This is a genomic window from Pontibacter kalidii (genome assembly GCF_026278245.1).
GTDB lineage: Bacteria > Bacteroidota > Bacteroidia > Cytophagales > Hymenobacteraceae > Pontibacter > Pontibacter kalidii.
This window is the reverse complement of sequence record NZ_CP111079.1, coordinates 181,587-205,802: the sequence shown is the minus strand read 5'-3', so window position 1 is coordinate 205,802 and position 24,216 is coordinate 181,587. Positions and strand designations below refer to the sequence as shown.

General features: G+C 54.0%; 22 protein-coding genes and 1 tRNA gene. 7 read left to right on the top strand and 16 right to left on the bottom strand.

Going from position 1 to position 24,216, the window contains the following annotated elements; all coding sequences use genetic code 11:
- Positions 1–14: 14 nt before the first annotated feature.
- The 3 genes from OH144_RS00945 to OH144_RS00935 form a co-directional block, all read right to left on the bottom strand.
- On the bottom strand, positions 15–2,039 hold the full coding sequence (locus OH144_RS00945; protein WP_266204416.1) for an Ig-like domain-containing protein: 2,025 nt from the start codon (positions 2,037–2,039) through the stop codon (positions 15–17).
- A gap of 281 nt (positions 2,040–2,320) precedes the next feature.
- A complete protein-coding gene (gene recR / locus OH144_RS00940) occupies positions 2,321–2,929 on the bottom strand; it encodes a recombination mediator RecR (RefSeq protein ID WP_266204415.1) in 609 nt (202 codons plus the stop codon).
- 18 nt (positions 2,930–2,947) lie between these two features.
- Complete coding sequence (locus OH144_RS00935) at positions 2,948–3,235, bottom strand: ATP-dependent Clp protease adaptor ClpS (protein ID WP_266204414.1); 288 nt, start codon at positions 3,233–3,235, stop codon at positions 2,948–2,950.
- Between the two features lie 233 nt (positions 3,236–3,468).
- On the opposite strand from OH144_RS00935, the gene OH144_RS00930 reads away from it, so the two are divergent.
- From OH144_RS00930 to OH144_RS00920, 3 genes are all read left to right on the top strand, one after another.
- Positions 3,469–5,631, top strand: coding sequence for a S9 family peptidase (locus OH144_RS00930; RefSeq protein ID WP_266204413.1), 2,163 nt, complete (start codon positions 3,469–3,471; stop codon positions 5,629–5,631).
- Between the two features lie 270 nt (positions 5,632–5,901).
- On the top strand, positions 5,902–6,345 hold the full coding sequence (locus tag OH144_RS00925) for a nucleotidyltransferase domain-containing protein (RefSeq protein WP_266204412.1): 444 nt from the start codon (positions 5,902–5,904) through the stop codon (positions 6,343–6,345).
- Between the two features lie 2 nt (positions 6,346–6,347).
- Positions 6,348–6,893 (top strand): hypothetical protein, encoded by a 546-nt coding sequence (locus OH144_RS00920; RefSeq protein ID WP_266204411.1) that lies wholly within the window; start codon positions 6,348–6,350, stop codon positions 6,891–6,893.
- 233 nt (positions 6,894–7,126) lie between these two features.
- Here the strand turns inward: OH144_RS00920 and OH144_RS00915 are convergent, their stop codons facing one another.
- From OH144_RS00915 to OH144_RS00875, 9 genes are all read right to left on the bottom strand, one after another.
- Positions 7,127–7,885, bottom strand: coding sequence for a DUF6503 family protein (locus OH144_RS00915; protein WP_266204410.1), 759 nt, complete (start codon positions 7,883–7,885; stop codon positions 7,127–7,129).
- 119 nt (positions 7,886–8,004) lie between these two features.
- Complete coding sequence (locus tag OH144_RS00910) at positions 8,005–8,670, bottom strand: YceI family protein (protein ID WP_266204409.1); 666 nt, start codon at positions 8,668–8,670, stop codon at positions 8,005–8,007.
- A gap of 51 nt (positions 8,671–8,721) precedes the next feature.
- On the bottom strand, positions 8,722–9,372 hold the full coding sequence (locus tag OH144_RS00905) for a YceI family protein (RefSeq protein WP_266204408.1): 651 nt from the start codon (positions 9,370–9,372) through the stop codon (positions 8,722–8,724).
- A 27-nt stretch (positions 9,373–9,399) separates the two neighbouring features.
- Positions 9,400–9,849 (bottom strand): MarR family winged helix-turn-helix transcriptional regulator, encoded by a 450-nt coding sequence (locus tag OH144_RS00900; protein WP_266204407.1) that lies wholly within the window; start codon positions 9,847–9,849, stop codon positions 9,400–9,402.
- Between the two features lie 150 nt (positions 9,850–9,999).
- Positions 10,000–10,989, bottom strand: coding sequence for an enolase C-terminal domain-like protein (locus tag OH144_RS00895; RefSeq protein ID WP_266204406.1), 990 nt, complete (start codon positions 10,987–10,989; stop codon positions 10,000–10,002).
- 262 nt (positions 10,990–11,251) lie between these two features.
- Positions 11,252–11,333 (bottom strand) — tRNA-Leu (locus tag OH144_RS00890).
- Positions 11,334–11,478: 145 nt separating this feature from the next.
- Complete coding sequence (locus OH144_RS00885) at positions 11,479–12,303, bottom strand: carboxypeptidase-like regulatory domain-containing protein (RefSeq protein ID WP_266204405.1); 825 nt, start codon at positions 12,301–12,303, stop codon at positions 11,479–11,481.
- A 452-nt stretch (positions 12,304–12,755) separates the two neighbouring features.
- Complete coding sequence (locus tag OH144_RS00880; RefSeq protein ID WP_266204404.1) at positions 12,756–13,205, bottom strand: hypothetical protein; 450 nt, start codon at positions 13,203–13,205, stop codon at positions 12,756–12,758.
- Positions 13,206–13,380: 175 nt separating this feature from the next.
- Positions 13,381–14,142: a ThuA domain-containing protein gene (locus tag OH144_RS00875; RefSeq protein WP_323134765.1), complete on the bottom strand. Its 762-nt coding sequence runs from the start codon at positions 14,140–14,142 to the stop codon at positions 13,381–13,383.
- Between the two features lie 459 nt (positions 14,143–14,601).
- On the opposite strand from OH144_RS00875, the gene OH144_RS00870 reads away from it, so the two are divergent.
- Positions 14,602–17,334 carry a S8 family serine peptidase gene (locus OH144_RS00870; RefSeq protein ID WP_266204403.1) on the top strand — a complete coding sequence of 911 codons (2,733 nt, stop codon included), beginning with the start codon at positions 14,602–14,604 and terminating at the stop codon, positions 17,332–17,334.
- A gap of 89 nt (positions 17,335–17,423) precedes the next feature.
- Here the strand turns inward: OH144_RS00870 and OH144_RS00865 are convergent, their stop codons facing one another.
- The 3 genes from OH144_RS00865 to OH144_RS00855 all read right to left on the bottom strand — a co-directional run bounded on the left by OH144_RS00865 (position 17,424) and on the right by OH144_RS00855 (position 21,204).
- On the bottom strand, positions 17,424–20,057 hold the full coding sequence (locus tag OH144_RS00865) for a valine--tRNA ligase (protein ID WP_266204402.1): 2,634 nt from the start codon (positions 20,055–20,057) through the stop codon (positions 17,424–17,426).
- Between the two features lie 142 nt (positions 20,058–20,199).
- Complete coding sequence (locus tag OH144_RS00860) at positions 20,200–20,772, bottom strand: pentapeptide repeat-containing protein (RefSeq protein WP_266204401.1); 573 nt, start codon at positions 20,770–20,772, stop codon at positions 20,200–20,202.
- A gap of 81 nt (positions 20,773–20,853) precedes the next feature.
- Positions 20,854–21,204 carry a 4Fe-4S dicluster domain-containing protein gene (locus OH144_RS00855; RefSeq protein WP_046310680.1) on the bottom strand — a complete coding sequence of 117 codons (351 nt, stop codon included), beginning with the start codon at positions 21,202–21,204 and terminating at the stop codon, positions 20,854–20,856.
- 116 nt (positions 21,205–21,320) lie between these two features.
- Here OH144_RS00855 and OH144_RS00850 point away from each other — a divergent pair, with 116 nt between their 5' ends.
- From OH144_RS00850 to OH144_RS00840, 3 genes are all read left to right on the top strand, one after another.
- Positions 21,321–22,331 carry an acyl-CoA reductase gene (locus OH144_RS00850; protein WP_266204400.1) on the top strand — a complete coding sequence of 337 codons (1,011 nt, stop codon included), beginning with the start codon at positions 21,321–21,323 and terminating at the stop codon, positions 22,329–22,331.
- An 84-nt stretch (positions 22,332–22,415) separates the two neighbouring features.
- Positions 22,416–22,715: a hypothetical protein gene (locus OH144_RS00845; protein WP_266204399.1), complete on the top strand. Its 300-nt coding sequence runs from the start codon at positions 22,416–22,418 to the stop codon at positions 22,713–22,715.
- A 132-nt stretch (positions 22,716–22,847) separates the two neighbouring features.
- The gene (locus OH144_RS00840; RefSeq protein WP_266204398.1) at positions 22,848–23,147 is read left to right on the top strand and encodes a hypothetical protein; all 300 of its coding nucleotides are present in this window, start codon (positions 22,848–22,850) and stop codon (positions 23,145–23,147) included.
- Between the two features lie 108 nt (positions 23,148–23,255).
- On the opposite strand, the gene OH144_RS00835 is transcribed toward OH144_RS00840, so the two are convergent.
- Entirely contained in the window at positions 23,256–24,113 is an 858-nt protein-coding gene (locus tag OH144_RS00835; RefSeq protein WP_266204397.1) for a nucleoside phosphorylase, read from the bottom strand.
- Between the last annotated feature and the right edge of the window lie 103 nt (positions 24,114–24,216).

The window sequence follows — 24,216 nt, the reverse complement described above, 5'->3', positions numbered from 1 at the left end:
GGCAGGGGGATGTCTTAGTTCACGATGTTGAGGTAGCCGGTAAACTTGGCCTTGCCCGGAACAATAACCACGTAAAAGTAGGTGCTAACGGGCAGGGCGGCGCCTCTGTAGGTGCCTGCCCACTCGTTTCGGTAGTTGGAGCGCTCATACACCAGGCTTCCCCAGCGGTTGTACACCTCAATTTTAGCCTGCGGGTAATACTCGATATTGCGGATCTCCCAGGTATCGTTCACCCCGTCGCCGTTCGGCGAGAAGGCATTGGGTATCTCCAGCAGCTGCCGCACGTTCACCACCACACTGGTGGTGTCTTCGCAGCCTTCCTCGTTGCGCACCGTTAGGGTATAGCGGGTGGTTTTGTCGGGTGTGGCTACAGGCGTGGCGCTGGTGGGGTCATCCAATCCTGCGGCCGGGCTCCAGGTATAGCTCGCGCCGCCGCTGCCCAGCAGACGGGTACTATCTCCGGCATCAATCTCCAAATCCTGCACGCTGGCTGCGGCCACCGGCTGTGGGTACACCAATGCCTGCACCGGCACCCGCTCCGTTTCGCAGCCATTGCGCACCACCGATACATAGTAGGTCCGTGAGCTTTGCAGCGAAGGCGTTTCGAACTCGGCGGCGGTGGCTCCCGCTATGGCTGTGGCTGAGTTGGCTTGTTCGTACCAGCGAAACTCTCCAGCGGCACCCCCTATGGCTGAAAGCAGCACCTTGCCGGGTCCGCAGGACACGCCATCGTGCGCTACCGGGGTTTCGGGCGCCGGCCATACGGTCACTTTTATGCTGTTGGAAGACACCGTGGAACCGCACTCGTTCTGCAGCTTCAGCGTATATACACCGCTCTTGGTGGCTTGCAGGGTGCTGGGGCCGCTCTCAACCTCTTTCCCATCGCGCAGCCACACGTACTCCACCTTCTCATAAGGCTTAACTCCGGAGATTTCCACGGCACCTCCCTCACAGAACTCCAGGGAACCTTTTGCCGCTATGGCTGCCACCTCTGGCTTTGTGTTGATGATGGCCTCCACCGGCACCCGCTCACTTTCGCACTGCCCGTTGGTGACGGCGACATAGTAGGTAGCCGAGTTGGAGAGCACAGGCGTGGAAAAGGAGGATCCGTTGGCGCCTGCAATGGCCACGCCGCCTTTCGCGGAAGTATACCACCGGTACATGCCATTCTTGCCACCAGAGGCATGCAATGTCAGGGAGGATTTCGTGCAGCCCACTACCTTCTCGGCAGTGGGAGCCTCGGGCAGGCTGAGTAACTCTACCTGCAGGCTGTTGCTGCTCCGGAAGGAGCCGCACTGGCTGGTGATCTCTGCAGTATAAGCCCCGGCCTCGGTTGCCTGCAGCGTATGGCTGCTGCTGCCACTAACGGCCTTCCCGTCCCGGAACCAGGCGTAGGTAACGTTTTTCAATTCAGGAGCCGACAGCTTTACACTGCCGCCTCTGCAGAACACAAGCTTTCCGGAGGCCTCCACCTCAAAAGCTGGCATAGGTTGCTGGATCACGAACTCCACTTTATTCGCACTGCGCACATAGCCGCAGAAGTTGGAAAGCTCCACGGTATAAACGCCCGTCTCTGTGGCCGTAAACTCATTCGATTTATCATATACCGGCACCCCGTCCTTTTTCCAGATATAGGCTGCCCCCTCCTGCTCCTCCACCCGCATGGTTATACTTCCTTTCCCGCATACCACCAGGGGCTCGGTATATTCAATCTTAGGCGCTTTCAGCCTGGCAGAGACCACTACTTCCAGCGTATCCGATTTTCCAAGGCAGTCATTCTCATCCACCACCTCCACATAGTAGGCACCGGATTGGGTAACCGTGATGGACCTGGAGGTGGCGCCGTTGCTCCACTTGTAGCTTTTGCCTGGGCTTGCCGTGAGCAGCACGCTGCCCCCGGCACAGATGGTGGGCGGGCCGTTCAGTGTGATCCTGGGTTTTACAGCTGTTGAACAGGAGGCGACCTCCAGCGCGCGCGGGGTCTCTCCTGCTGCCTCGGCCCGGGCAGAGAATGTGCAGAAACCAAGGATCAGAAACAAAATAACAGGCAAACACAGCGTATACCTGCATCGGGGTTTTGAAACGGGTAAAGGTGATGCTTCCATAGGCACCAATGGCTATACTATAAATTACGTCCTATACATACTTATTTACATTACATTAAGTTCCGATTAAACTTTATAAATACATAAAAAATCCTTGCAGGTAAATAATTGAATCATGTACATATTTGAATGCAGAGAAGTATATAAGCAGGTGTATGAACACAAAAAAAGGCTGCAGAGGGTTTCTGCAGCCTTTTTTGTAGTTTGGATACTTTTTATACTTTGCCGTAAGCCGTACGCTCCACAATGCTTCTGCCGAGCGTGATCTCATCGGTATACTCCAGTTCGCCGCCCACCGGCACGCCACGGGCAATGGTGGTAATGCGCAGGTCAAAGTCGCGAAGCTTGCGGGTAAGGTAAAAGGCGGTGGTGTCGCCCTCCATCGTGGGGCTGATAGCCAGCAAAATCTCCTTTATCTCCGACTTCGGTAGGCGCTCAAGCAGCGAGTCGATGTACAGGTCTGAGGGGCCGATGCCCTCGATCGGGGAAATAACGCCGCCCAGCACATGGTACAGCCCTTTGTACTGGGAGGTGTTCTCAATGGCAATCACATCGCGGATATCGCTGACCACGCACAGCAGGCTGCGGTCGCGGAGCGGGTTGGCGCAGATCGAGCAGATCTCGGTGTCGGAGATGTTGTGGCACTCCTTGCAGTGCTTTACCTCGGTACGCATTTTCACCAGCGCCTCAGCCAGCGAAAGCGTATCCTCCGACTCATGCTTGAGCATGTGCAGGGCCAGGCGAAGCGCCGTTTTCCGGCCCACACCGGGAAGTTTCGCCAGCTCCTCTACGGCATTCTCAATTAACTTGGAAGGGAAATTCATCTAAACGCAGCTCCTCCTCTACTCTATATCCGCCGAAAGGTCCTTGTCGTGCAGGGCGGTGCACATGCCTTTCAGTTCCTCGTAAGACCCCACTTTAACCGTGCACTTGCCCTTGTAGTGGATCAGCATGGTACACTGCTCCGCCTGCTCTGCCGTGTGGCCGCATACTTTGATGAGCGTATCGATGACATGATCAAACGTGTTCACGTCGTCGTTATAGACCACCAGATTGCGCAGGTCGGTGGTCTCCTCGAGTAGCGCGACGTCAAGTTCCTCTTTATGAAAAATATCTGTATCCCAATTCATACTGCAAAATTACTAAATTTTACCCATTAAAAGAAGTTCGGCGCTTAAGTATAACACCATGTTACGGGATGTTTTATACGTGCCGGGGCTATGGTTTTTAACAAACGGGGGCCTGGTATGATTCCCGTTTTCCGGTTATACTTTAGCCGTGGTAAAGGCCGTTGTTTTTGCGAAACAGGGATATTAGCCGTTTCTTGCATACTGGTTTTTTATACTGATCATACTTTCGAATCATGACAATTTCATACTTCCCGAAGCGATTAGCCCTGCTCCTGTTGCTTCTCTCCGTAACGCTGCAGCTGCAGGCACAGGACAAGCTGCTGACCATGGAGGACGCCATCATCAACCCGGCGCTGCAGCCCCAGAACCTGCGCCAACTGCAGTGGGTGGCCGGCACCAGCGACTTTACCTACGTCAGGGCTGACAACGGCAACCAGGCGCTCGTGCGCGGCAACGCCACCTCCACCAGGCAGCAGGACATCCTGACGCTGGAGCAGCTGAACGCCGCCCTCACGGCCGTGGGCGCTGAGAAGCTCAGCAGCTTCCCGACGCTGTACTGGCGCGACGGCAGCAACTTTGTGATGGACGTGCAGGGCAAAATCCTGGCCTACGACCTGACGTCCGGCCGGGCAAGGGTAACTATGACCTATGCGGAGGAGGCGGAGCACAAGGAACTGGATCCGACGATGCAGCGCCTGGCCTATACCAAAGGCAATGATTTATACTTGGCGGCACCGGGTGAGAAGGATATAGCGATAACGAACGAGGAGAATGAGGGTATCGTGCACGGGCAGGCGGCGCACCGCTCTGAGTTCGGCATCACCAAGGGCACCTTCTGGTCGCCAACGGGCAGCAAGCTGGCCTTCTACCGCATGGACCAAAGTATGGTAACCGATTACCCGCTGGTGGATGTAGCCCCACTTCCGGCGCAGCTCAACAACATCAAATACCCCATGGCGGGCGGCAAGAGCCACCACGTGACGGTGGGGGTGTACGATGTGGACTCTGGCAAAACGATTTACCTGCAAACTGGCGAGCCGGCCGAGCAGTATTTAACCAACATCACCTGGAGCCCCGATGAGCAGCATATTTACATTGCTGTGCTCAACCGCGACCAGAACCACCTGAAACTGAATCGCTACAATGCCCAGACCGGCGCGTTTGAGCGCACACTCTTTGAAGAGAAGCAGGAGAAGTATGTGGAGCCGGAGCACGGCCTATACTTTGTGCCGGGCAAACCCGACCAGTTTGTGTGGGTGAGCGAGCGCACCGGCTTCGACCATTTATACTTGTACAACACCAGCGGCAAGCAGCTGCGCCAGCTCACGAAAGGCAACTGGATGGTAACTGATATCCATGGCTTTAGCAAGAAGGGCGATGAGCTATACTATACCTCCACGGCCGAGAGCCCGCTGGAGCGCCACATTTATGCGGTAAGCCTGCGCAACGGCAAAAGCCGTCGCCTCTCGCAGGGCAGCGGCGTGCACAGCGCCCAGCTCAGCCCCGACGCCAGGTATATTTTGGACAACTACAGCAGCCGGGAAACACCGCGCAAGATCCAGGTGCTCAGCACCAACGGCAAGGTAGAGCAAACGCTGCTCACGGCTGAAAATCCACTCACAAAGTATAACCTCGGGGAAACCACCATCTTCCCGATCAAGGTGGAGGATGGCACTGAGCTGTACGCCCGCATGATCACGCCCCCGAACATGGACAAGAGCAAGAAGTACCCGGTGGTGGTGTATGTGTACGGCGGTCCGCATGTGCAGCTCGTTACCAACAGCTGGCTGGGTGGCGCCAACCTCTGGATGCACCTGATGGCCCAGAAAGGCTACATCGTCTTCACCCTCGACTCCCGTGGTTCCGGCGACAGAGGTCTGGCCTTTGAGCAGGCGGTCTTCCGCCAGTTGGGTACCGTGGAGATGCAGGACCAGCTGCGCGGCGTAGCGTACCTGAAGTCGCTGCCTTACGTGGATGCCGGGCGCCTGGGCGTGCATGGCTGGAGCTTCGGTGGCTTTATGACCACCTCGCTGATGACGCGCCACCCGGGTGTATTCAAGGTAGGCGTGGCCGGCGGCCCTGTGATCGACTGGAAATACTATGAGGTAATGTATACCGAGCGCTACATGGACTCGCCGGAGCAAAACCCGCAAGGCTACGAGGATGCCAACCTGCTCAACCACGTGAAGAACCTGCAGGGCAAGCTGTTGATGATACACGGCACGGTGGACGATGTGGTGGTGTGGCAGCACAGCCTGGCATTCCTTAAAAAAGCCGTGGACGAGGGCATCCTGCTGGACTACTTCGTGTACCCGGGCCACCCGCACAACGTGCGGGGCAAAGACCGCGTGCACCTGATGCGAAAGGTGACCCAGTATTTTGACGACAACCTGTAAATTTCATACTTTTGTAACAGGCTGTTGCTTCCGGCGGCAGCCTGTTATACTTTATTGCTGCTTTTCCGTAGGTCCTACTTCAACCTCTCACTGGTTTATACTTTGGATAAAAAAGTCAGCACCCCTCTGCGCCGACCGGCGGGCAGAGCGGTTAGCAAAAAAAGATTGTCGGATAGCAACGATGATTTATCCTACTGGCTCACCCAGCCTGCCCCGGCGCGCCTTGTGGCCGTGCAGCAGCTCAGGGTCCGGTATAGTATTTTAGTACAAATGGAACTGACAGAAGATTTTCAGGAAGTCATCAAACAATTGAATGCCGCAGGCGCCGAGTACCTTATTGCAGGCGGATTTGCCGTGGCCCTTTACGGTTACCCCCGCTACACCGGCGATATCGACATCTGGATAAATCCTACCGAAGACAATGCCCAAAAAGTGCTGGCCGTGCTCTACGAACTGGGCTACGACCCGCAGGAAGTAAACCTGGAAGACCTGATAACCGAGGATGTGGTGGTGCAGCTGGGTTACCCGCCCAACCGCATCGACCTTTCCACCGGGCTGGATGGCGTGGACTTTAAATCCTGCTGGAAAAACAAGCTTGTGACGCCTTTCGGCGATGTAATGGCCAACTTCATCAGCCTACAGGACCTGAAAAAGAACAAGCAGGCCACCGCCCGCCAGCAGGATATGTTAGACCTGCAAAACCTCCCCATCTGATTATGCCAGCCATCTCACCAGCTTTTCGCCAGGCGGTTAAACAACTAAGCGACAAGGAAAAAGAAGCCATTATCCTGAAAGCCGCCCGCCGCGACGCCGAACTCTACGACATCTTAAGGTATGAGCTGCAGGAGGAAGTAACGCTGGAAGAGGTGTATGACGATGCCGCCGACAAGATACATGAGCTGCTGCTAAACGCCAGCGGCCGCAGCCTGGCCAAGGCGCTCACCAAGGCGCTGCGCAAGGCCATGAAGGAGATTGCCCGCTTCAAGCGCATCACCAAGGACCCAAAGGCCGAAGTGGAGCTGCACCTGTACACGCTGCGCCTCATCTTCGATAACTTCACCGGCCAGTTCGACAGCTACTACAAAGGCTTCTACACAGCTACGGCACGCCTGCTGCTGCGCACTATTCAACTCATCCGCAAAAACCTGCACGAGGATTACCACCTGGAGTATAAATCTGAGCTGGATGATTTTCTGCAGCAGATCCATAGCCGCCCCAAGCACCTGACGGTGGCCCTGCCGAAGGAGTTCGAGGTGGAGTAGTGCTGAATTTTGAATGAGTGATGGAGTGGAGGAGTGAATTATTCTGCTTCCGTTTGCGTCCTGCGGGGTTGCGGTATTTTGTGGCGTCCCGCCTCCGATACACCCCAAGTATAGAAAAATAGCCTGAAGTATAAAGTATGAGCTGGTACATCCAGAGGCCTTTCTAAACGAAAGAGGCTGCCTTTTTGGACAGCCTCTACAAGTATAAATCTCGGGTAGCCAACTAAAGTATACTACTCCAGCTCCCGCACCTGCACCTCATCCAGGTTTATCTCCGATACTTTCTCCAACTTGCCCGCCTCAAAGGCCCTGTCGTAGTTCTCGATCGGGAAATCCTTGTCTGTGGCCTTGTAATTATGGTAATCCTGGAAACGGATGCCTCCTACCTCCTGCACGTTTGATACCTCGCGGAAGCGGGAGCCACCGCCGTTCTCCTGAAAGTCATAGGCCAGGTAATCCATGGTATGGCGGTCTTTGTGGAACCAGTAGATGTATTGGTCCTGGAAACCCTCTCCGCCACCCTCCTGGGTAAAGGTAACCTTAATCTTGTGGTATGGCTCCCCTTTTACCTGCGCCTCGCCTAGATAGGCTTTCTGCACGGCAGCATCGTTGAGGAAGTATGGCAGCAGCGCAAAGTATATAACCGCGTTTACCGAGTTACTGTAGGCCTGCTTTTTTTCCTCCGGCAGTTCTGCCTCCACCTCGTCCACGGTACGTTTAAAGCCGCTGTTGCTCAAGACATCGTGTATGCGCTGACCGGTGGAGTCGGAGAAGGTGCGGCTGTACACAAAGGCACCGTTATCCCGCAGGGCCCGGTACTGGGTACCGCGCAGTTTAAAGGTGACCACACTCTTGTTAAGTTTTGGGGAGCCGTGGGCCTCCAGGGCGGCATCCACAATAGCTTGTGCCTCAGATCTCTGGGTTTTATTTCCGGAGCATGCCGCAAAAAGCAGCAGGCCCAGCACCAGCCAGGCAAACGTATACTTTGTCATGAAGGGTAATTTTTTATAAGTCTATACTTTGGCAAAGGTACAGATCAACTGCAAGCATAAAAAGAAAACCGCTTCGGCCACAGCGGCCGAAGCGGTTTAGGGATAATGCAGGTCTTAAATTATTTCGTCGCAGTTACGTCGAACGTGATGGTGAACTCATCAGAGATGGCCTTATCGCCCAGCTCGCCCAACAGGGTCTCAGAGCCATAACGCACGTCAAACTTCGAGCGGTCTACCTTCACGTCAGCCTTGGCATTCACCGTGCCGTTGTCTACCGAAACAGTAGCCGGGAAGCTTACTTTCTCTGTTTTCTCCTTGATCGTCAGGTTACCCTCTACGTTGTAGTTTGGCTGGCCGGCAGCGGCATCAGCAATCGGGGAAGCGCTTGTGATCTCGAATGTGGCAGTCGGGAATTTCTCTACGCCAAAGAAGTCGTCAGACTTCAGGTGTCCTACCAGTTTGCCGTTGTACTCTGCATCCTCCAGGTCGGTGTTGGTGATGCTGTTCATGTCGATCACGATAGTACCGCCAGTCAGCTGGTCGCCAGCAACAGTCAGCTCGCCGTTCTGCACTTTAATTTCGCCCATGTGCTCGCCACCTACTTTGGTGCCATGCCACTTCACGTTGCTCTGGTCTTGGGCAATCTGGTATGTTTCGCCCTCGGCGGCTGCGGCAGGAGCCTCAGCGGTTACGGCCGTTGTTTCTGTTGTGTTCTCAGCCTCGGAGCTGCAGGCAGTAAAAAGCAGGGCAGCTGCAAACGATGCATAAATGGATACTCTCTTCATTACAATTTAATTAAGTATGGTTGGGTTGATTTTTCTCTGTAAAGTATAGTTTTACTGCTTCGCAGTCACGTTCAGGCTTACCACAAAGTCGTCGTAGATCGCCTTATCGCCCAGGTTATCGAAGAAGCTGTTGGAGCGATAGCGCACATCATACTTGGTGCGGTCTATGGTTACATCAGCTTTGGCAGAGGCCACGCCGTTCTTAACAGACACGGTAGCCGGGAAAGTTACCTGGTTCGTAATTCCTTTGATCGTGAGGTCGCCGGTGATGGTGGCGTTCGGCTTACCGGCCTCCGCCTTGGCAACAGGCTTCACGCTGCTGATCTTGAAGGTGGCAGTAGGGTGTTTCTCTACGCTGAAAAAGTCGTCAGACTTCAGGTGGCCTACCAGCTTGGCGTTGTACTGATCGTCCTTGATGTCGGAGCAGGTGATAGAGTTCATATCGATCACAAAGGTTCCGCCCACTATCTTGTTGCCATTCACTGTCATTTCGCCGCTTTGCAGGGCGATGCTGCCCAAGTGCTCGCCGGTTACTTTTTTGGCGTGCCACTTCAGGTCGCTGTTGGCAACGTCCACTTTATAAGCACGGGCCTTGGCAGGAACGGCTACCTCTGTGGCTTCGACCACTTTGTTTGTGTTGCCGGCGTAGGCTATGTAGCACAGCGAGCCCGCAAGAGAGGCAAGAATTACGTACTTTTTCATCGGTTTTGTTGGTGGTATAGTTGTCTGTTAGTCTCTGATCTTGTCCAGCAACATGTTCAGCTGCGCTGCCTCCTCCTCTGTCAGGTTAGCGAGGCCGGTGCCTTTGCCACCCTCCAGCCTATCCATCTGCCGGAGCAGCTCCAGACCCTTCTCGGTGATCAGCACATCCACCGTGCGGCGGTCGGAAGGGCACTGCTTACGCGTAACCAGTTCCTTGGCCTCCAGCTTGTCCACAATGCGCGAGGCGTTGGAGGTCTTGTCGAGCATGCGCTCGATCAGCAGGCTGATGGTAGCCGGTTTTGGGTGCTGGCCGCGCAGGATGCGCAGGATATTATACTGCGGCAGCGTGATGCCGAAGGGCTTGAACAGCGCCGCCTGCGCCTGCTCCAGATAGCCCGAAGTATACACAAGGTTAATATAAGCCTTATGATACTCGCTCCTGAAAGCGCTTTGCTTTATCTCGTCTTCTATCTTCATGTGCAGCTTATACTCCCGGATTATCATGCAAATATGGTGTACATACATTTAATGTACAAACATATCAACAGAAATAATTTAAAAAAGTTTCAGCAATACGTTGATTTCGGCAAAACGATGTCCGATCAGCCCTACAAATTTATCTTCTGGTTATTTCAGGTGCAGCACTCCCTCCTGCTCGTGCACCAGCCCGAAGGGTTCCTCCTCCAGCATCAGGAAGCCGTCCAGGTCCACGAAGTTAAAGGCGCTGCTCAGCTGCATGGAGCTCCAGGCGCCCAGCGTGGTCTCTATTCCCGATCCCAGCACCGTCATCAGGTCATACCTCTTCGCCTCCTTTAGCAGCCGCACAGTGTTCAGGTAGCCGCCGGCACGCATCGGGGTTATACTTACGCCATGGAACTGCGTGCGCAGCAGCTCCAGGTCCGCCACATCCGTCACCGATTCATCGGCAACAAGCGGAACGGGGCTAATGTTTTTGATCTGGGCGTAAGCTGCCGCTTTGGAGGCTGGCATGGGCTGCTCCATAAAAAGAATGCGGCCGCGCTCCAGCAGGTTCAGGAAGTCCAGCAGTTCTCCCGGATCCAGCCAGCTTTCGTGGCCATCCAGCACCAGCGGCTGCTCCGTGGCGCGCAGCACCTCCTGCAACAGCTCCGGCCCCCGCTCCGGGTCTACCCGCAGCTTTAGGTAGCGGAACCGGCCCAGGTTATACTTGTGCATGTAATGCGCCACCTCCCCGGGCTGCAAGGCAGGCAGCGTAAAGCAGGTTACCTGCGGCTCCGGCTGCGGCTGGCCCAGCAACTGGTGCACCGGAATACCTTTGTGCTGGCAGAAGTAGTGCAGGTAAGCAGCCTCTATGGCAAAGCGCAGCGCGTTAATGGGAGGGTGCTGCTCCAGCAGTTGCAGGAGCTCCTCCATACTTTGTACCTGCGGCATGCCGCCCATCAACAGCACCTTGTACTGCTGCAGCAACAGCTCCGGGCTTTCGCCGTAGCGCGCTTCAGGGGCTGCCTCGCCAAAGCCGCTAAACTCACCGTCCGACACCTGCACCAGGAAATTAACCCGGGTGGCCTGGGTACCGGGGGCGAAGGTGGTCGTGTGCTTCAGCTTGAGGTGCAGTACCTCTATGTGCCATTTTAACATAAAATACAGGGTATTAGGTGATGTATTTGCTCAAATTGCACTTTTTATCCCGCTTTAGCCACTCTTGCGGCAGATATAGTCCTGAATATATACATGCTCCTCCGCTTGCCATACTTCGAATTCAAAAAAATGTTCTGAAAAGCAGCTCTGGCTTTCTTTGGCGTCGCTTCTGCCAAAGAAAGTAATCCAGACAAATTGGGCCTAAAGCTTGGAGAGGGGATAAAGCAAAAGAGGCTAACCGTTTCCGATTAGCCTCTTTCTGTGCGCAAGAAAGGACTCGAACCTTCACACCTTGCGGAACTGCCGCCTGAAGACAGCGCGTCTACCAATTTCGCCACTTGCGCATTCTGTTCCCTAACCGCGGCTAAGGATTGGTACTGCAAATATACTAAGCAGATTTATATATGCAATACATCCGGGGGCGGATATTTTTCCTGACAAGTATAAAACACCATGTATCTAACGCAATCCGCTGTGGCTCAGCTACTATCACTGCATCACGGTAACATAGCCGCTCAGGCTGGCGCCGACAAACTTCTCCCAACTGCCCAGGCTTGCCTTGCGGGAGTAGCTGGAGCCGCCCAGTTTGCCGCCCAGCATGATCGCCTTTCTGACTGCGCCCTCTGCAGGCAGGTACTCGATGCCCAGGTAAAAATCCTCCGCCGCATATATATCCAAGGCCTCCAGGTCTACGCTTACCCAACCACCTTTGGCCGGCAGCCGCTGCACAATGCTCTGCTCTACCAGCCGCTCCCCGGGCTGTCCGTTGGTACTTTTGTAAAGGTTGATGCGGAACAAGGCAGAGTCTAACTTAGAGCTGGAAAGATAGAAATGCGCCGAAAGCAACTTCGACGGCTTCTCTCTCACCTCGATCAGGTTGGCGAACTCGTAAATATCGCGGCTTTCCTTCTGGTCCGGATTTCCCCACACCACCGGCAGCCGCCCCGTCACCCCCAGTCTTCTGACTTTTAACTTGCGGCGCTGCACCACCACCTCCTGCAAAGGGGTAACCTTCTCCTGCAGCCTCACTTCCAGCGGTTTTATACTTGCCATCTCCCGTACCGGCACTGCCTGCTCATGGTACCCTACAGCCGAGAAAGTCAGCGTATCCTGCGCGTGTTCCCGCGGCAGCGAAAGTATGAATTGTCCCTGCTCGTCTGAAGCGGTGCCGATATTTTTGTTCCGAATGCCGATGTTGACATAAGGCAGTGGTTTGTCGCTATCCCTGGACAGCACCAAGCCCTGCAGTGTTATACTTTGCGCCCCCGAGGCAAAGGTGAGCAGCAGCAAAAGAAAGGTGAAAGCTTGTTTCATAGGTGACAGATTTGGGTATACTTTCAACCGGCAGTTGGTACTGGCAAGGGCCTTTGCCTGGAGGTATGTCAGGCATCTGCAGCACGGATTTATACTTTGCACCAAACCCAACCAACCGGCTCATACTTGATTTATACTTTCATAGCCGCTGCTCCCTTCAACCTCAACCAAGCTATACTTTCTAGCTACTGCTGATCCTGTAGTTCCCACAAACCTACTGTTTCATTTCTGACATTGGTGCTCTCCAGCCCGAGAGGGCTCGTCTTCCCGCATCGCGCTGTGTACATTACCTGCCCTCGTGCCTCGGGCTGCCTTCGGCACCGGAAATCTACAAGGCGCTCAACGGAAAGATTGGATATCATTTCGATAGCCGCTGCTTTAGCGTTGCCACCAGTATAAGCATGAAAAGTATACATTAAAGCATAAGCAGCCTGTGGCCCATGTGCTACGGTTTAGCCGGCCTTCTTCACCAGCAGTTTCACCTGCTTGGCGGGTTGTTCCTCGGTAGAGTTTGGGAAGGGCAGCACCTCCAGCAGCGTAATTTCGTACGCCTGCCCATCAACCTCCGCCATTAAAGTATGCTTGCCCCGAGCCGGTTCTGGTTTGCAATCGCCGATGCAGAAGGTGAGTGTCTGGCTTTTACCGCTGCTACTACTGTATACTTTCAGCTTCACCACCGCATTCCCGTACCACACGCACACCACGTCCTCAGGGCAGCGCGAGTCGTTTACCTCCTCCACCTGCAGCGCCAGCGCCGTGGTTTCGTCCCCGGTTACCTTCAGCCGTTCGTCCTGCTTCAGCAGAAAGGCTTTCCCAAGCTCCGATTCCTGCGGCAGTACCTCCTCTCGCTGGCATTGGGTCATCAGCAGTATCATCAGCAGGGAAAGCAGGTAGTTGGCCATAGTTTTTAGGGTAGGGTTGGATCTATACCTGTAAGAGCCCTAACACCTAGTCGAGGGTTGCATAGGTGCGGAGATTTATACTTCACCCGGCCACTCCATAAAAAAGCGCGCCCGGAAGTATACTTCCAGGCGCGCTGCTCCTGCCGCCGCAGGTTGTTTATACATTATGTAAATCTTACTCTCCCATCGCATACTTTATACCGCCCCATAGGTGCTGCAGGAAAGCTTCTTCGCGGTAGCTCTCCTCCGTATGGCCCAGGGCGGTGTAGAACGCGCGGCCCCCATCAAATTCATGGTACCAGGCAATGGGGTGTTGCTCGCCGTTTTCGCCGCCTTTGTAGCTTTTCTCGTCCAGGTTGGCCAGCACGTGTACATCCGGGTTCATACTTTTAAAATTGTACCATTCGTCCTCACGCTCCCAACGGTCGGGCAGGTGTGTGGTGGAAGGGTGATTTTTGTCCAGCACATCAATGGCTGCTGCCTGAATCTCGGGGTGGTTGGCAAAGTAAGCGCCTACCAACTGATTGTACCAGGGCCAGTTGAACTCAGTATCGGTAGCCGCGTGTACACCAGCAAAGCCTCCGCCCGACTGTATATACTTCTCGAAGGCGGCCTGCTGCTCCGCATCCAGCACATCCTTGGTGGTGTTCAGGAACACAACAACTGCATACTGCGCTAACGAATCGGCCGTAAAAACAGCCGCATTCTCGGTAGTGTCAACGGCCACCTTGTGCTCCTTTCCCAACTGCAACAAAGCCGCCTTCCCTGCCGGGATGGACTTGTGCCGGAAACCAGTGGTCTTGGAAAACACCAGGATCTTTTTTTCGTGCTCCTGCTGCGCCATCGTTTCTGCAGCGTCAGACTCTGCCGATGTACAGGAAAAGACGCCACAGGTAAGCAGCAGTAACAAAGTATAAAGTACGGGTTTGTTCTTCATGGTTGATATGCTGGGATTTACCTTAAACATACTTTTACCTTAAACTTACTATATAGGTGGCTAATTTGAAAGACGCCATGGGATGCTACAGGTATAAACTTTGGTTTGTAGCACATCCTGCTACTATACCCTACAAAAAAACATATTTTAGTACAATTTATTTACAATATAATCAAACATCTATTTGTATAATAGCTGCAATTTCCCCTTCTCTCATACGACAACCAGCAGAGGCAAAGATGTTGTAACATCCTAAATTTCAGAATCATAATCGCGCATTAGGAGCAACAAAAGCATATACTATTAAGTATAATCCAATTATTCCCGCTACCACACCTATCTACACCAGACTATACCCACAGTTACACCAGCCCCTGCTGTTTTTAGCCGGTGCAATTCCAGACTTTCTGAATACCCTATTAAACACAATTTATATGTAACACTTTTAATCATCTCACCATGAAACACCTTATTACCTTAGTTGTAGCCCTCGTCATGTTTGCGGGATCTGCATTGGCACAGGCTACGCTCGACAAGGAGCTTAAAGAGTTGCTGCAAACAACTACCGGCTCGCTGGGGGTAGTTGTCACCTTCCATGGCAATGCAGCCCCTACTCCTGCCGACATTTCCCTGTTAAACTCTTTAGGTATCACCAAAGGAGTTACTTTCAAATCCTTGCCGATAGCCGGTGTACTTGCTACCGCTTCACAAATAGAAGGTCTGGCCAGCAACCCGGCTGTGAAATCAGTTTACCTCAACAAAAAGCTCACCTACTTCAACTACAATGGCACCAACCTGACAGGGGTGCAAAGGTTGAGAGGCGATAAGCTCATGACATCCCGTAACAACGGCATGCCTGTATCGGGCAAGGGCGTGGGCGTGATGATCAACGACAGCGGCGTGGATGGCACGCACGACGACATCAAACTCGGCACACACCTGGTACAGAACGTGATGGGCACCACCAACCTCAACAGCCTGGATAGCATGCTCCCGGTAACATGGCTGGAAAACGTACCTAACACCGACACCAACTCTGGTCACGGCACACACTGCGCCGGTAGCGTTGGCGGCAATGGCGCCAAGTCGGGTGGCCTGTACGAGGGTGCCGCTCCAGGCGCAGACCTGATCGGGTACGGCTCTGGTGGGGCACTTTTTATTTTGGATGCCATTGGTGGCTACGACTATGCCTTAACGCACCAGTACGAGTACGGCATCCGAGTAATCAGCAACTCCTGGGGCACCTCGGGCGACTTTGACCCGAACAACCCTGTGAACGTGGCCTCTAAGAAGGCTTATGACCGCGGCATTGTCTCTGTGTTTGCCGCAGGTAACGAAGGTCCAAGCTCCGACACGCATAACCCTTATGCTATTGCCCCATGGGTTATCTCGGTGGGCGCCGGCGACAAGTATGGCCGGTTGGCGGAGTTTTCCTCCAGAGGCGTGAAGGGAGAAGGTGGCGTTTTTAGCATAGATGGCGAAACCTGGACTTTCGAAAACAGACCAACCATTGTAGCTCCTGGCGTGGATATCGTTTCTACCAGGGTTCTGGGACCAGTGGCATCATTGGCTGCCCAACAGGACATAGAGAATCTGGAGCCTGCCCATGTCCCTTTCTACACACACATGAGCGGCACTTCTATGGCCACGCCCCACGTAGCTGGTATCGTAGCTTTGATGCTGGAGGCCAACCCTTCGCTCTCTCCTGCTCAGGTAAAAGACATCCTGCAGAAAACGGCCACTAACATGCCAAACCGTGAGCCCTGGGAAGTGGGCGCAGGTTATGTGAACGCTTATGCTGCCGTAGACTATATTTTCAGAAGCACTCCTTTCGGAACGGCTCTCAACCTGAACAGAAAGTTCAACAGCAGCATCAACACGTCTAAAGAGGTCCAGAACTTCACCATCGATTACAACCCCTTGCTAACTGCAAATAACCAGATGCAGTTCTCAGTAGCAGAAGGCACCACGGGTATCGAAGCTAAAATAACCTCCGGAGGATTGCTTGGCGAAACAGGCAACCCGGTAAACCTGATCCTGCTCGCGCCGGACGGCACACAGTACCGCTCGGGCATTCCGGTTCTCTTCGCCCTTACGTTCGACAGAGGGATGGCCGTAGCCTCTCCCATGCCGGGCACCTGGACGCTGAAGATCGAAGGCCTGCAGGGCGTTGCCTTACCTGAGACAATCACTGGCTCTATTACCAGCCTGCAGCTGAGCGGCACAACCGGCCTGAATGATATCGTGGGGCATCCGGCGGAAGCCTCTATCAAGATGGCTGTGAGTGCACGATTGGCAGACGGTTTAGGAGGTGGCTATAAGCCGGACGAACCGCTCAAGAGAATACAGCTGGCAGATTACCTGATGATGGGACAGGCTGTACGCCAGTACTTCCCTACGAACGGCGCTGTATCCTTCCGAGATGTGAGCGGCAACGACCTGCTATTAGCAGAGTCGGTAACAGCCAAAGGAGCCGCCCTCAGAGACCGCCTGCACAGCTACAACGGTGTCATGAGAACCGATGGATCAGGCAAGTTTAACCCGAAAGCAAATGTTAACCGGGCAGAACTGGCCTACTCGCTGGTGCAAAGCCTGGGCCTGCAGGAGCAGGCACTGCAGCGCAATGGCAAAACCGTTACTGTAACCGTAGACGGGAAGAAAATTCCGGTTGAGGATGCCAAAGATATTCCGGCCGGCCTGGAGGGTTACGTGAGCGTGGCCCTGGACATGGGCCTAATCAACGCCTTTTACTCCGTAACGCAGGGCCCGTTTGACCTGTTGCCGCAAATGCACGCCACATTTAAGCCGCTACAGAGCGTTACCCGTGGGGAGTTTGCCGTGATCGTTACCAGAACCCAGACCCACTGGGAGGCCACCACACAGCCAGTTGCTTCCACCTCCAGTACCTCTGAGCTGCAGGCAGAGCAGGCGCTATGGGAAAAGAGCTTTTCCTACCCTAACCCCTTCACGCATGTTACCACCATTAACTATGCGGTAGAGAAGGATGGTTATGTAACAATAGAGGTGTTCGACGTACTGGGCAACAGGGTGCAGACCGTGCTGGCCGAGGGCAAGCCTGCCGGTAAGCACAGCCTGCAGTTTGACGGCAGCAGCCTGCCAGGCGGCACCTATATTTACCGGGTGGAAGCCGGGGGCAAGGTAACCTCCAACAGAATGGTGCTGGTGCGCTAAGCAGGCACAGTTTAGAATGTTAGAAAACAAAACCGGCCGCTCCCGTAAAGGGGCGGCCGGTTTTGTGCTTTATACTTTATACTTTGCGTTTACAGCGCCGCCAGGCTCTGCTCGATGGCGTTGATCTTGGCCTCCGCATCGGCTTTCTTCTTGCGCTCGTTGGCGATCACGGCCTCTGGCGCGCCGCTCACAAAACGCTCGTTGCTCAGCTTTTTGTCTACCGTTAGCAGGAAGCCCTTGGTGTACTCCAGCTCCTTCGTCAGGCGCTCGCGCTCTGCTTCCACGTCGATGTTGCCTTCCATGGGAATGAAGAACTCGTCGCCGGCCACGATAAAGCTGATGGCGCCTTCTATACTCTCCTCCACAAACTTGATCTCATCCAGATTGCCCAGCTTGCGCATGATGCCCAGGAATGGCTCGTAGTTGTCGCTGTTCATCACTTTAATGTACAGGTCCAGCTGCTTGGAGTTCGCGATATTCTTGGAGTTCCGGATGTTACGAACAGAGCCGATCACGTTCAGCACGTTCTCCATTCTCTCGATGATCTCCTTGTCGAACTTCTCCTTCTTCGGCCAAGGCGCTACGATCAGGTACTCCTTGGGCTTGCGCTCCTTCAATTCATGCCAGATCTCTTCCGTGATGAACGGCATAAACGGATGCAGCACCTTCAGCACTTTCTCCAGGAAGCCGACTGTTGTGTCGATCGTCTGCTTGTCGATCGGCTGCTGGTAGGCTGGCTTGATCATCTCCAGGTAGTTGGAGCAGAAATCGTCCCACACCAGCTTGTACACGGCCAGCAGCGCATCCGAGATCCGGAATTTGCTGAAATGATCCTCGATCTGCACGAACGCCTCGTTGAAGCGCGAGTCGAACCACTTCACGGCTGTCTCGTTCGGGAACGGCAGGCTTTCGTCCACCTCCCAGCCTTTGATCAGACGGAAGGCGTTCCAGATCTTGTTCGAGAAGTTACGGCCCTGCTCCACCAGCTTCTCATCGAAGAGCAGGTCGTTTCCGGCCGGCGAGCTGAAAAGCATACCCGCACGCACACCATCGGCACCGTACTGGTCGATCAGGTCGAGCGGGTTGGGCGAGTTGCCCAGCGACTTGGACATCTTACGGCCCTGCGCATCGCGCACGATGCCGGTCAGGTACACGTTCTTGAAGGGCAGCTCGTTGCGGAACTCAAAACCAGCCATGATCATGCGCGCCACCCAGAAGAACAGGATCTCCGGAGCCGTTACCAGGTCATTGGTCGGGTAATAATAAAGGATATCCTTGTTGTCCGGGTCTTTGAAGCCGTCGAACACTGAAATCGGCCATAGCCACGACGAGAACCAGGTATCGAGCACATCTTCGTCCTGGCGCAGGTCTGACAGCTGCAGGTTCTCGTTACCGCTTTCTTTGCGGGCTAAAACCAACGCCTCTTCCGCGCTGGTTGCCACTACAAAAGAACCATCCGGCAGGTAGTAAGCCGGAATCTGCTGGCCCCACCACAGCTGGCGCGAAATACACCAGTCGTGCACGTTCTCCATCCAGGAGCGGTACATGTTCTTGAACTTAGGCGGGTGCAGGCGAATCTCATCGTTCATCACCGACTCCAAGGCAGGCTGGGCCATCTTGTCCATCTTGCACCACCACTGCATCGAGAGGCGCGGCTCAATCACGGCACCGGTACGTTCCGAAGTTTGCAAGACAGAGGCATACTCTTCAACTTTCACCAGCAAGCCGGCTTCCTGAAGGTCCTTTACGATGTTACGGCGTGCCGCGAAACGGTCCTGGCCGACATACAGCTGCGCCTGCGCATTCAGGGTGCCGTCGTTGTTGAGGATGTCGATGGTTGGCAGTTTGTGCTTCTGGCCCAGCTCGTAGTCGTTCAGGTCGTGGGCCGGCGTTACTTTCAGCGCGCCTGTACCGAAATCTATACTTACGTACTCATCTAATATTACCGGAATCTCCTTACCCAGCAACGGAATACGCACCGACTTGCCGTGCAGGTGCTGGTAGCGCTCGTCGTTTGGGTTCACGGCCACAGCCACGTCGGCCATGATCGTCTCCGGGCGCGAGGTAGCCACGGTTATGTAGGCAGGCTCTGCCGTACCGTCTGCCACTACTTCGTAGTTCAGGTGGTACATCTTCGCCATGGTATCTTTCGGAATCACTTCCTCGTCGGAGAGCGCTGTCTGGCCTTGCGGGTCCCAGTTTACCATCCGCACCCCGCGGTAGATCTGACCTTTGCGGTACAGGTCCACGAACACCTCTATTACGGCAGCAGAAAGGTCCTCCTCCATGGTGAAGCGGGTGCGGTCCCAGTCGCAGGAGGCGCCGAGCTTCTTGAGCTGCTCCAGGATGATGCCGCCATATTTCTCTTTCCATTCCCAGGCATACTGGAGGAACTCCTCACGGGTCAGGTCGCTTTTATTGATGCCTTTTTCCTTGAGCATAGCCACCACCTTCGCCTCTGTGGCGATGGAAGCGTGGTCGGTGCCCGGTACCCAGCATGCCTCCTTGCCTTGCATACGCGCACGGCGGATCAGTACATCCTGAATGGTATTGTTGAGCATGTGGCCCATGTGCAGCACGCCCGTAACGTTTGGCGGCGGGATCACGATGGTATAAGGCTCCTTGTTCGGATTAGGCTCTGAGTGGAAGAAGCCGCGCTGCATCCAGCTGTCGTACCACTTCTTCTCTACTTCCTTGGGGTTATATTTCGTTGAAATCGACATCGTATACTTTGTTTGGCTGCTGTTTAAGCGAATAGGCAAAATTAGGGAATTTGTATCAATTGTCAGTTGATAATTGCTGATTGTTACCAACTGAACAGCCAAGGGAACTGGCGTCCGCACCTGCAGCAAGTATAGCTCTGCGCTAAACTATCTGCAGGTTATACTTGGTGAGCAGTCCCTGCAGCCCATAGCTGGAGAACTTCGCCTTTTTGATCGTATTCTGCTCCGGGTCTATTTCAAAATTAAAGGCCGTGGAAAAATCGGCTCCGGAGAGGTTGGTGTAGTTAAACACAGCTCTGTGGAGGTCGGTATCATTGAAAACAGCGTTGGCGAGGTTGGCGTTGGAGAGATCGGCTCCTTTTAGCGAAGTATGGATGAACTGCGTCTTGGGCATCTTCCGGCGCGCGAAGGAGGCGTAGTCCAGCAGGCAGCGCTCAAATCGCACGGTAAACAGTATCTCTTCGCACTCACCAAAGTTTACGCCCGTCAGCTTACACTCCCGGAAAACCACATTATTTAGCGTGGAGCTGCCCAGTTTAAGCATGGCCAGGTTACAGCCGATAAAGGTGCAGTCGGTAAATCGGTTCTGCGAGAAATCGCTGCCGGAGAAATCACAGTTTCGGAACGTGCATTGCTCAAACTCCCGGTTCCGGCTGGGTTTGCCGGGATAAACCACCTTATCAAAGGTCTTGCCTTCGTGTGTTGTTCCTTCCATAGCTTTATACTTTGTTATCCGCCTAAACAAAAAAACCCGCCCTTTACAGACAGGTTTTATACGTTTGAGAACGTTTTATACTTACGCCTCCTGGTGCAGCCAGCTTTTTTTGGCCAGCAGTTCTTCCTCTGTCTCGCGGTAATCCGGGTCGTCTACGCAGCAATCCACAGGGCAAACGGCGGCGCACTGCGGCTCCTCATGGAAGCCCATGCACTCGGTGCACTTATCGGAAACGATGTAGTAAAACTCGTCAGAAATAGGTGTTTGCGGGGCATCGCCAGGAACAACCTCGCCACCGTCAATCTCTACCTCTGTCAGGGCGGTGCCGCCACCCCAGGTCCACTCCGCGCCGCCTTCGTATATGGCGGTGTTCGGGCACTCTGGTTCGCAGGCTCCGCAGTTTATACACTCATCGGTTATCATTATAGCCATAGTCGTATCTCCTGTATATTTTTTTATACTTTTGTACTTCTGTTTCTTTTAACGAACAAAATTAGGAACAAACAGTATCCCTATCAAGTTATTTTTTACAAGCCACGCAATTAGCCATGACATTAGAGCACAGGATAGAAGCCTTTGTAGAACTGGGGAAGCAACTGCAGAACCTTACCCCGGAAGAGCGGAAGGCCTGGGCCTTCTCGGCTGCCTCGCGTAACACCTGGTTTACGGAGGAGAACGTATCCAGCGCCCTGAACGGCGTTATCACCATGCTGCAGGAGCAATACCTGCGTGAGTGGCTTTACCCCTACCACCTCAAACAGGTTACACCCAAGAAGGTTGGCGTGGTAATGGCGGGCAACATCCCGCTGGTTGGTTTCCACGATTTCCTGTCGGTGCTGATCAGTGGCCATTACCTGCTGGCCAAGCTCAGCTCCAGCGACGACATGCTCATGAAGCGCATCGCCAACATGCTCATCGCCATTGAGCCGGCCTTCGGCAGCCGCATCGAGTACGTGGACCTGCTGAAGGAGGCGGACGCCATTATCGCCACCGGCTCTGATAACACGGCCCGCTATTTTGAGTACTACTTCGCCAAGCGTCCGCACATCATCCGTAAGAACCGCACAAGTATAGGCGTGCTCACCGGCCACGAGGAGACCGACGACCTGAAGGCGCTGGGCGAGGATATTTTCCGCTACTACGGCCTGGGCTGCCGCAACGTAGCCAAGGTGTTTGTGCCGGAAGGCTATACGTTCGATAAGTTTTTCGAGGCTAACCAGCACCGCATAAGCCTGCTCGACCACCACAAGTACCAGAACAACTACGACTACAACAAATCCATACTGCTGGTAAACCGGGTGCACCACTTCGACAACGGCTTCATGCTGGTGCAGCAAAGCCAGAACCTGGTATCCCCTATCTCGGTGCTGTTTTACGATACGTTCAGCTCCCTTTCGGATTTGCGCCACAAGCTGCACGAGATAAAGGATAAAACCCAGGTGGTGGTGTCGGCGCACGGCTGGATGGATGGCAGCATCCCTTTTGGCGAGGCGCAGTGCCCTATGGTATGGGATTATGCCGACGGCGTGGACACGATCGCCTTCCTGCAGCGCCTGTAGTTCCTTAAAAATCAGCGTTAAAACATTGCTATTTGCGTAGCCGTTTCCTACATTAGGTGACAGTTAACTTAAACTAACCGCACCATGGAAACTTATGTAAACACCATCCCGATGCTGGAGAAGGAGCAGATCCCCTTCCTCCGCTTCGGGCACGACGACGTACTCACAGATCCTGAAGCCCGCAAAAAGCGCATGTGGGACTTAAACCGCGCCGCTATGCTTGGCAACGGGTACCGAGGCAAGGTAGAGATCACGTTCCAGACAGCCGACGGCAAGCTGCACCGCGTGGATACTACCGTTTGGGCCGTGGATGACAGGTACATGACCCTGAAAGCCGGGTGTTCCATACCTGTTACCTCTATCATTGGCATAGAGTTCTTTTAGGCACGACAGCTGTCCGTGTTGCCTCAGGCAAGTATCCCCATACTTGCTTTTTTTGCAGCCGCTCCACATTCATGTTTAAACAGCATTCCGGCACGATATCTGCACTATATATCCCGAACCAAATAAATAACTATGCTAAATCAAAAGAAAGACACACAACTCATCAACAAAGAAAGAATCCCCACCCTTAAATTCAGCAAGAAAGACGTGCTGCAGGACCCGGATGCCAAAAGCCGCCGCTATTATGCCGCTAACCGCGCCACCATCCTGAGCAACACTTTCCGCACAAAGTCAATGATTACGTTTAAGACGGAGACCGGAGAAAAGAAGCGCGTGGAAGCCGCACTCTGGGGCCTGGACAAGGATTTTGTGTTGCTGAAGTCAGGTATGTTTCTGCCGCTACGCTCCATCTTAGAGATCAACTACTGCTAAACCATGAAACCCAAACCCTCGCCTTTTATACTGACAGGAAAGTATAAAACATAACAGCTTGCCCAGAGGATCTGAGCAAGCTGTTTTTGCTTTAGGTAGACACTAGATTTAAATACGCTCCAGCACCTTCACGATCAGATCCTCAATTACCTGTTCGGCATTGTCGGCAAACTGCTGCGTGATGCGGTTTGCCACAATGGCGTTCAGCGAGAGCATCTCGTGGCCCAGGATGCGGCCCATACTATAATAGCCGGCTGTCTCCATCTCAAAGTTGGTGAGCATGTAACCGTGGTGGCGGAAGTGATGGTAGGTGTGCAGCAACTGCTGGTTTCGCAGCCCGCCACGCAACACACGGCCCTGCGGCGCATAAAAGCCCGGGCACGTAAGCGTATTGCCCGGCACCATGTCAAAAGCGATTCTCTGGATAAGGCTTTGAGAGCCGGAAACGCAGTATGGCCGGAAGCTCAAACCCAGCTCCTGCTGCAGCTTAGCTGTTATACTTTTCTCCTCCTCCGACTGCTCCAGTGGATAAAACTCCATCAGCGTGTCCAGCCCTACACTGGTGTGGGATGCCAGGTGGCTGCTCAGCGGCACCGTCTCCTGCAGCGAGCCCGAGGTGCCGATGCGCACGATGTTCAGCTTGATCTTCTCCTCATTTACCTCGCGGCTCCGGAAATCGATGTTCACCAGTGCGTCCAGCTCGTTCATCAGGATATCGATGTTATCAGTACCCATACCCGTGGAGATGACCGTGATGCGCTTGCCTTTGTAGTAGCCCGTGTGGGTGACGAACTCGCGCTTGGCCACCGCCACCTCTATCGCATCGAAATACCTGCTCACCTTTGCCACCCGCTCCGGGTCGCCTACGGTAATGATGGTATCGGAAATATGCTCTGGCAGCAGGTTGAGGTGGTATACCGTGCCATTTGGGTTGATGATCAGTTCTGATTCGGGAATGTGGGCCATGGTTCTTTTTTGCGTATCACGTAGCACGTATCATGTATCAAGACCGGGTTCCTGGACCATATGACAAGAGACTACTTGACAAAGGACTCAGAAAGCTTTAAAG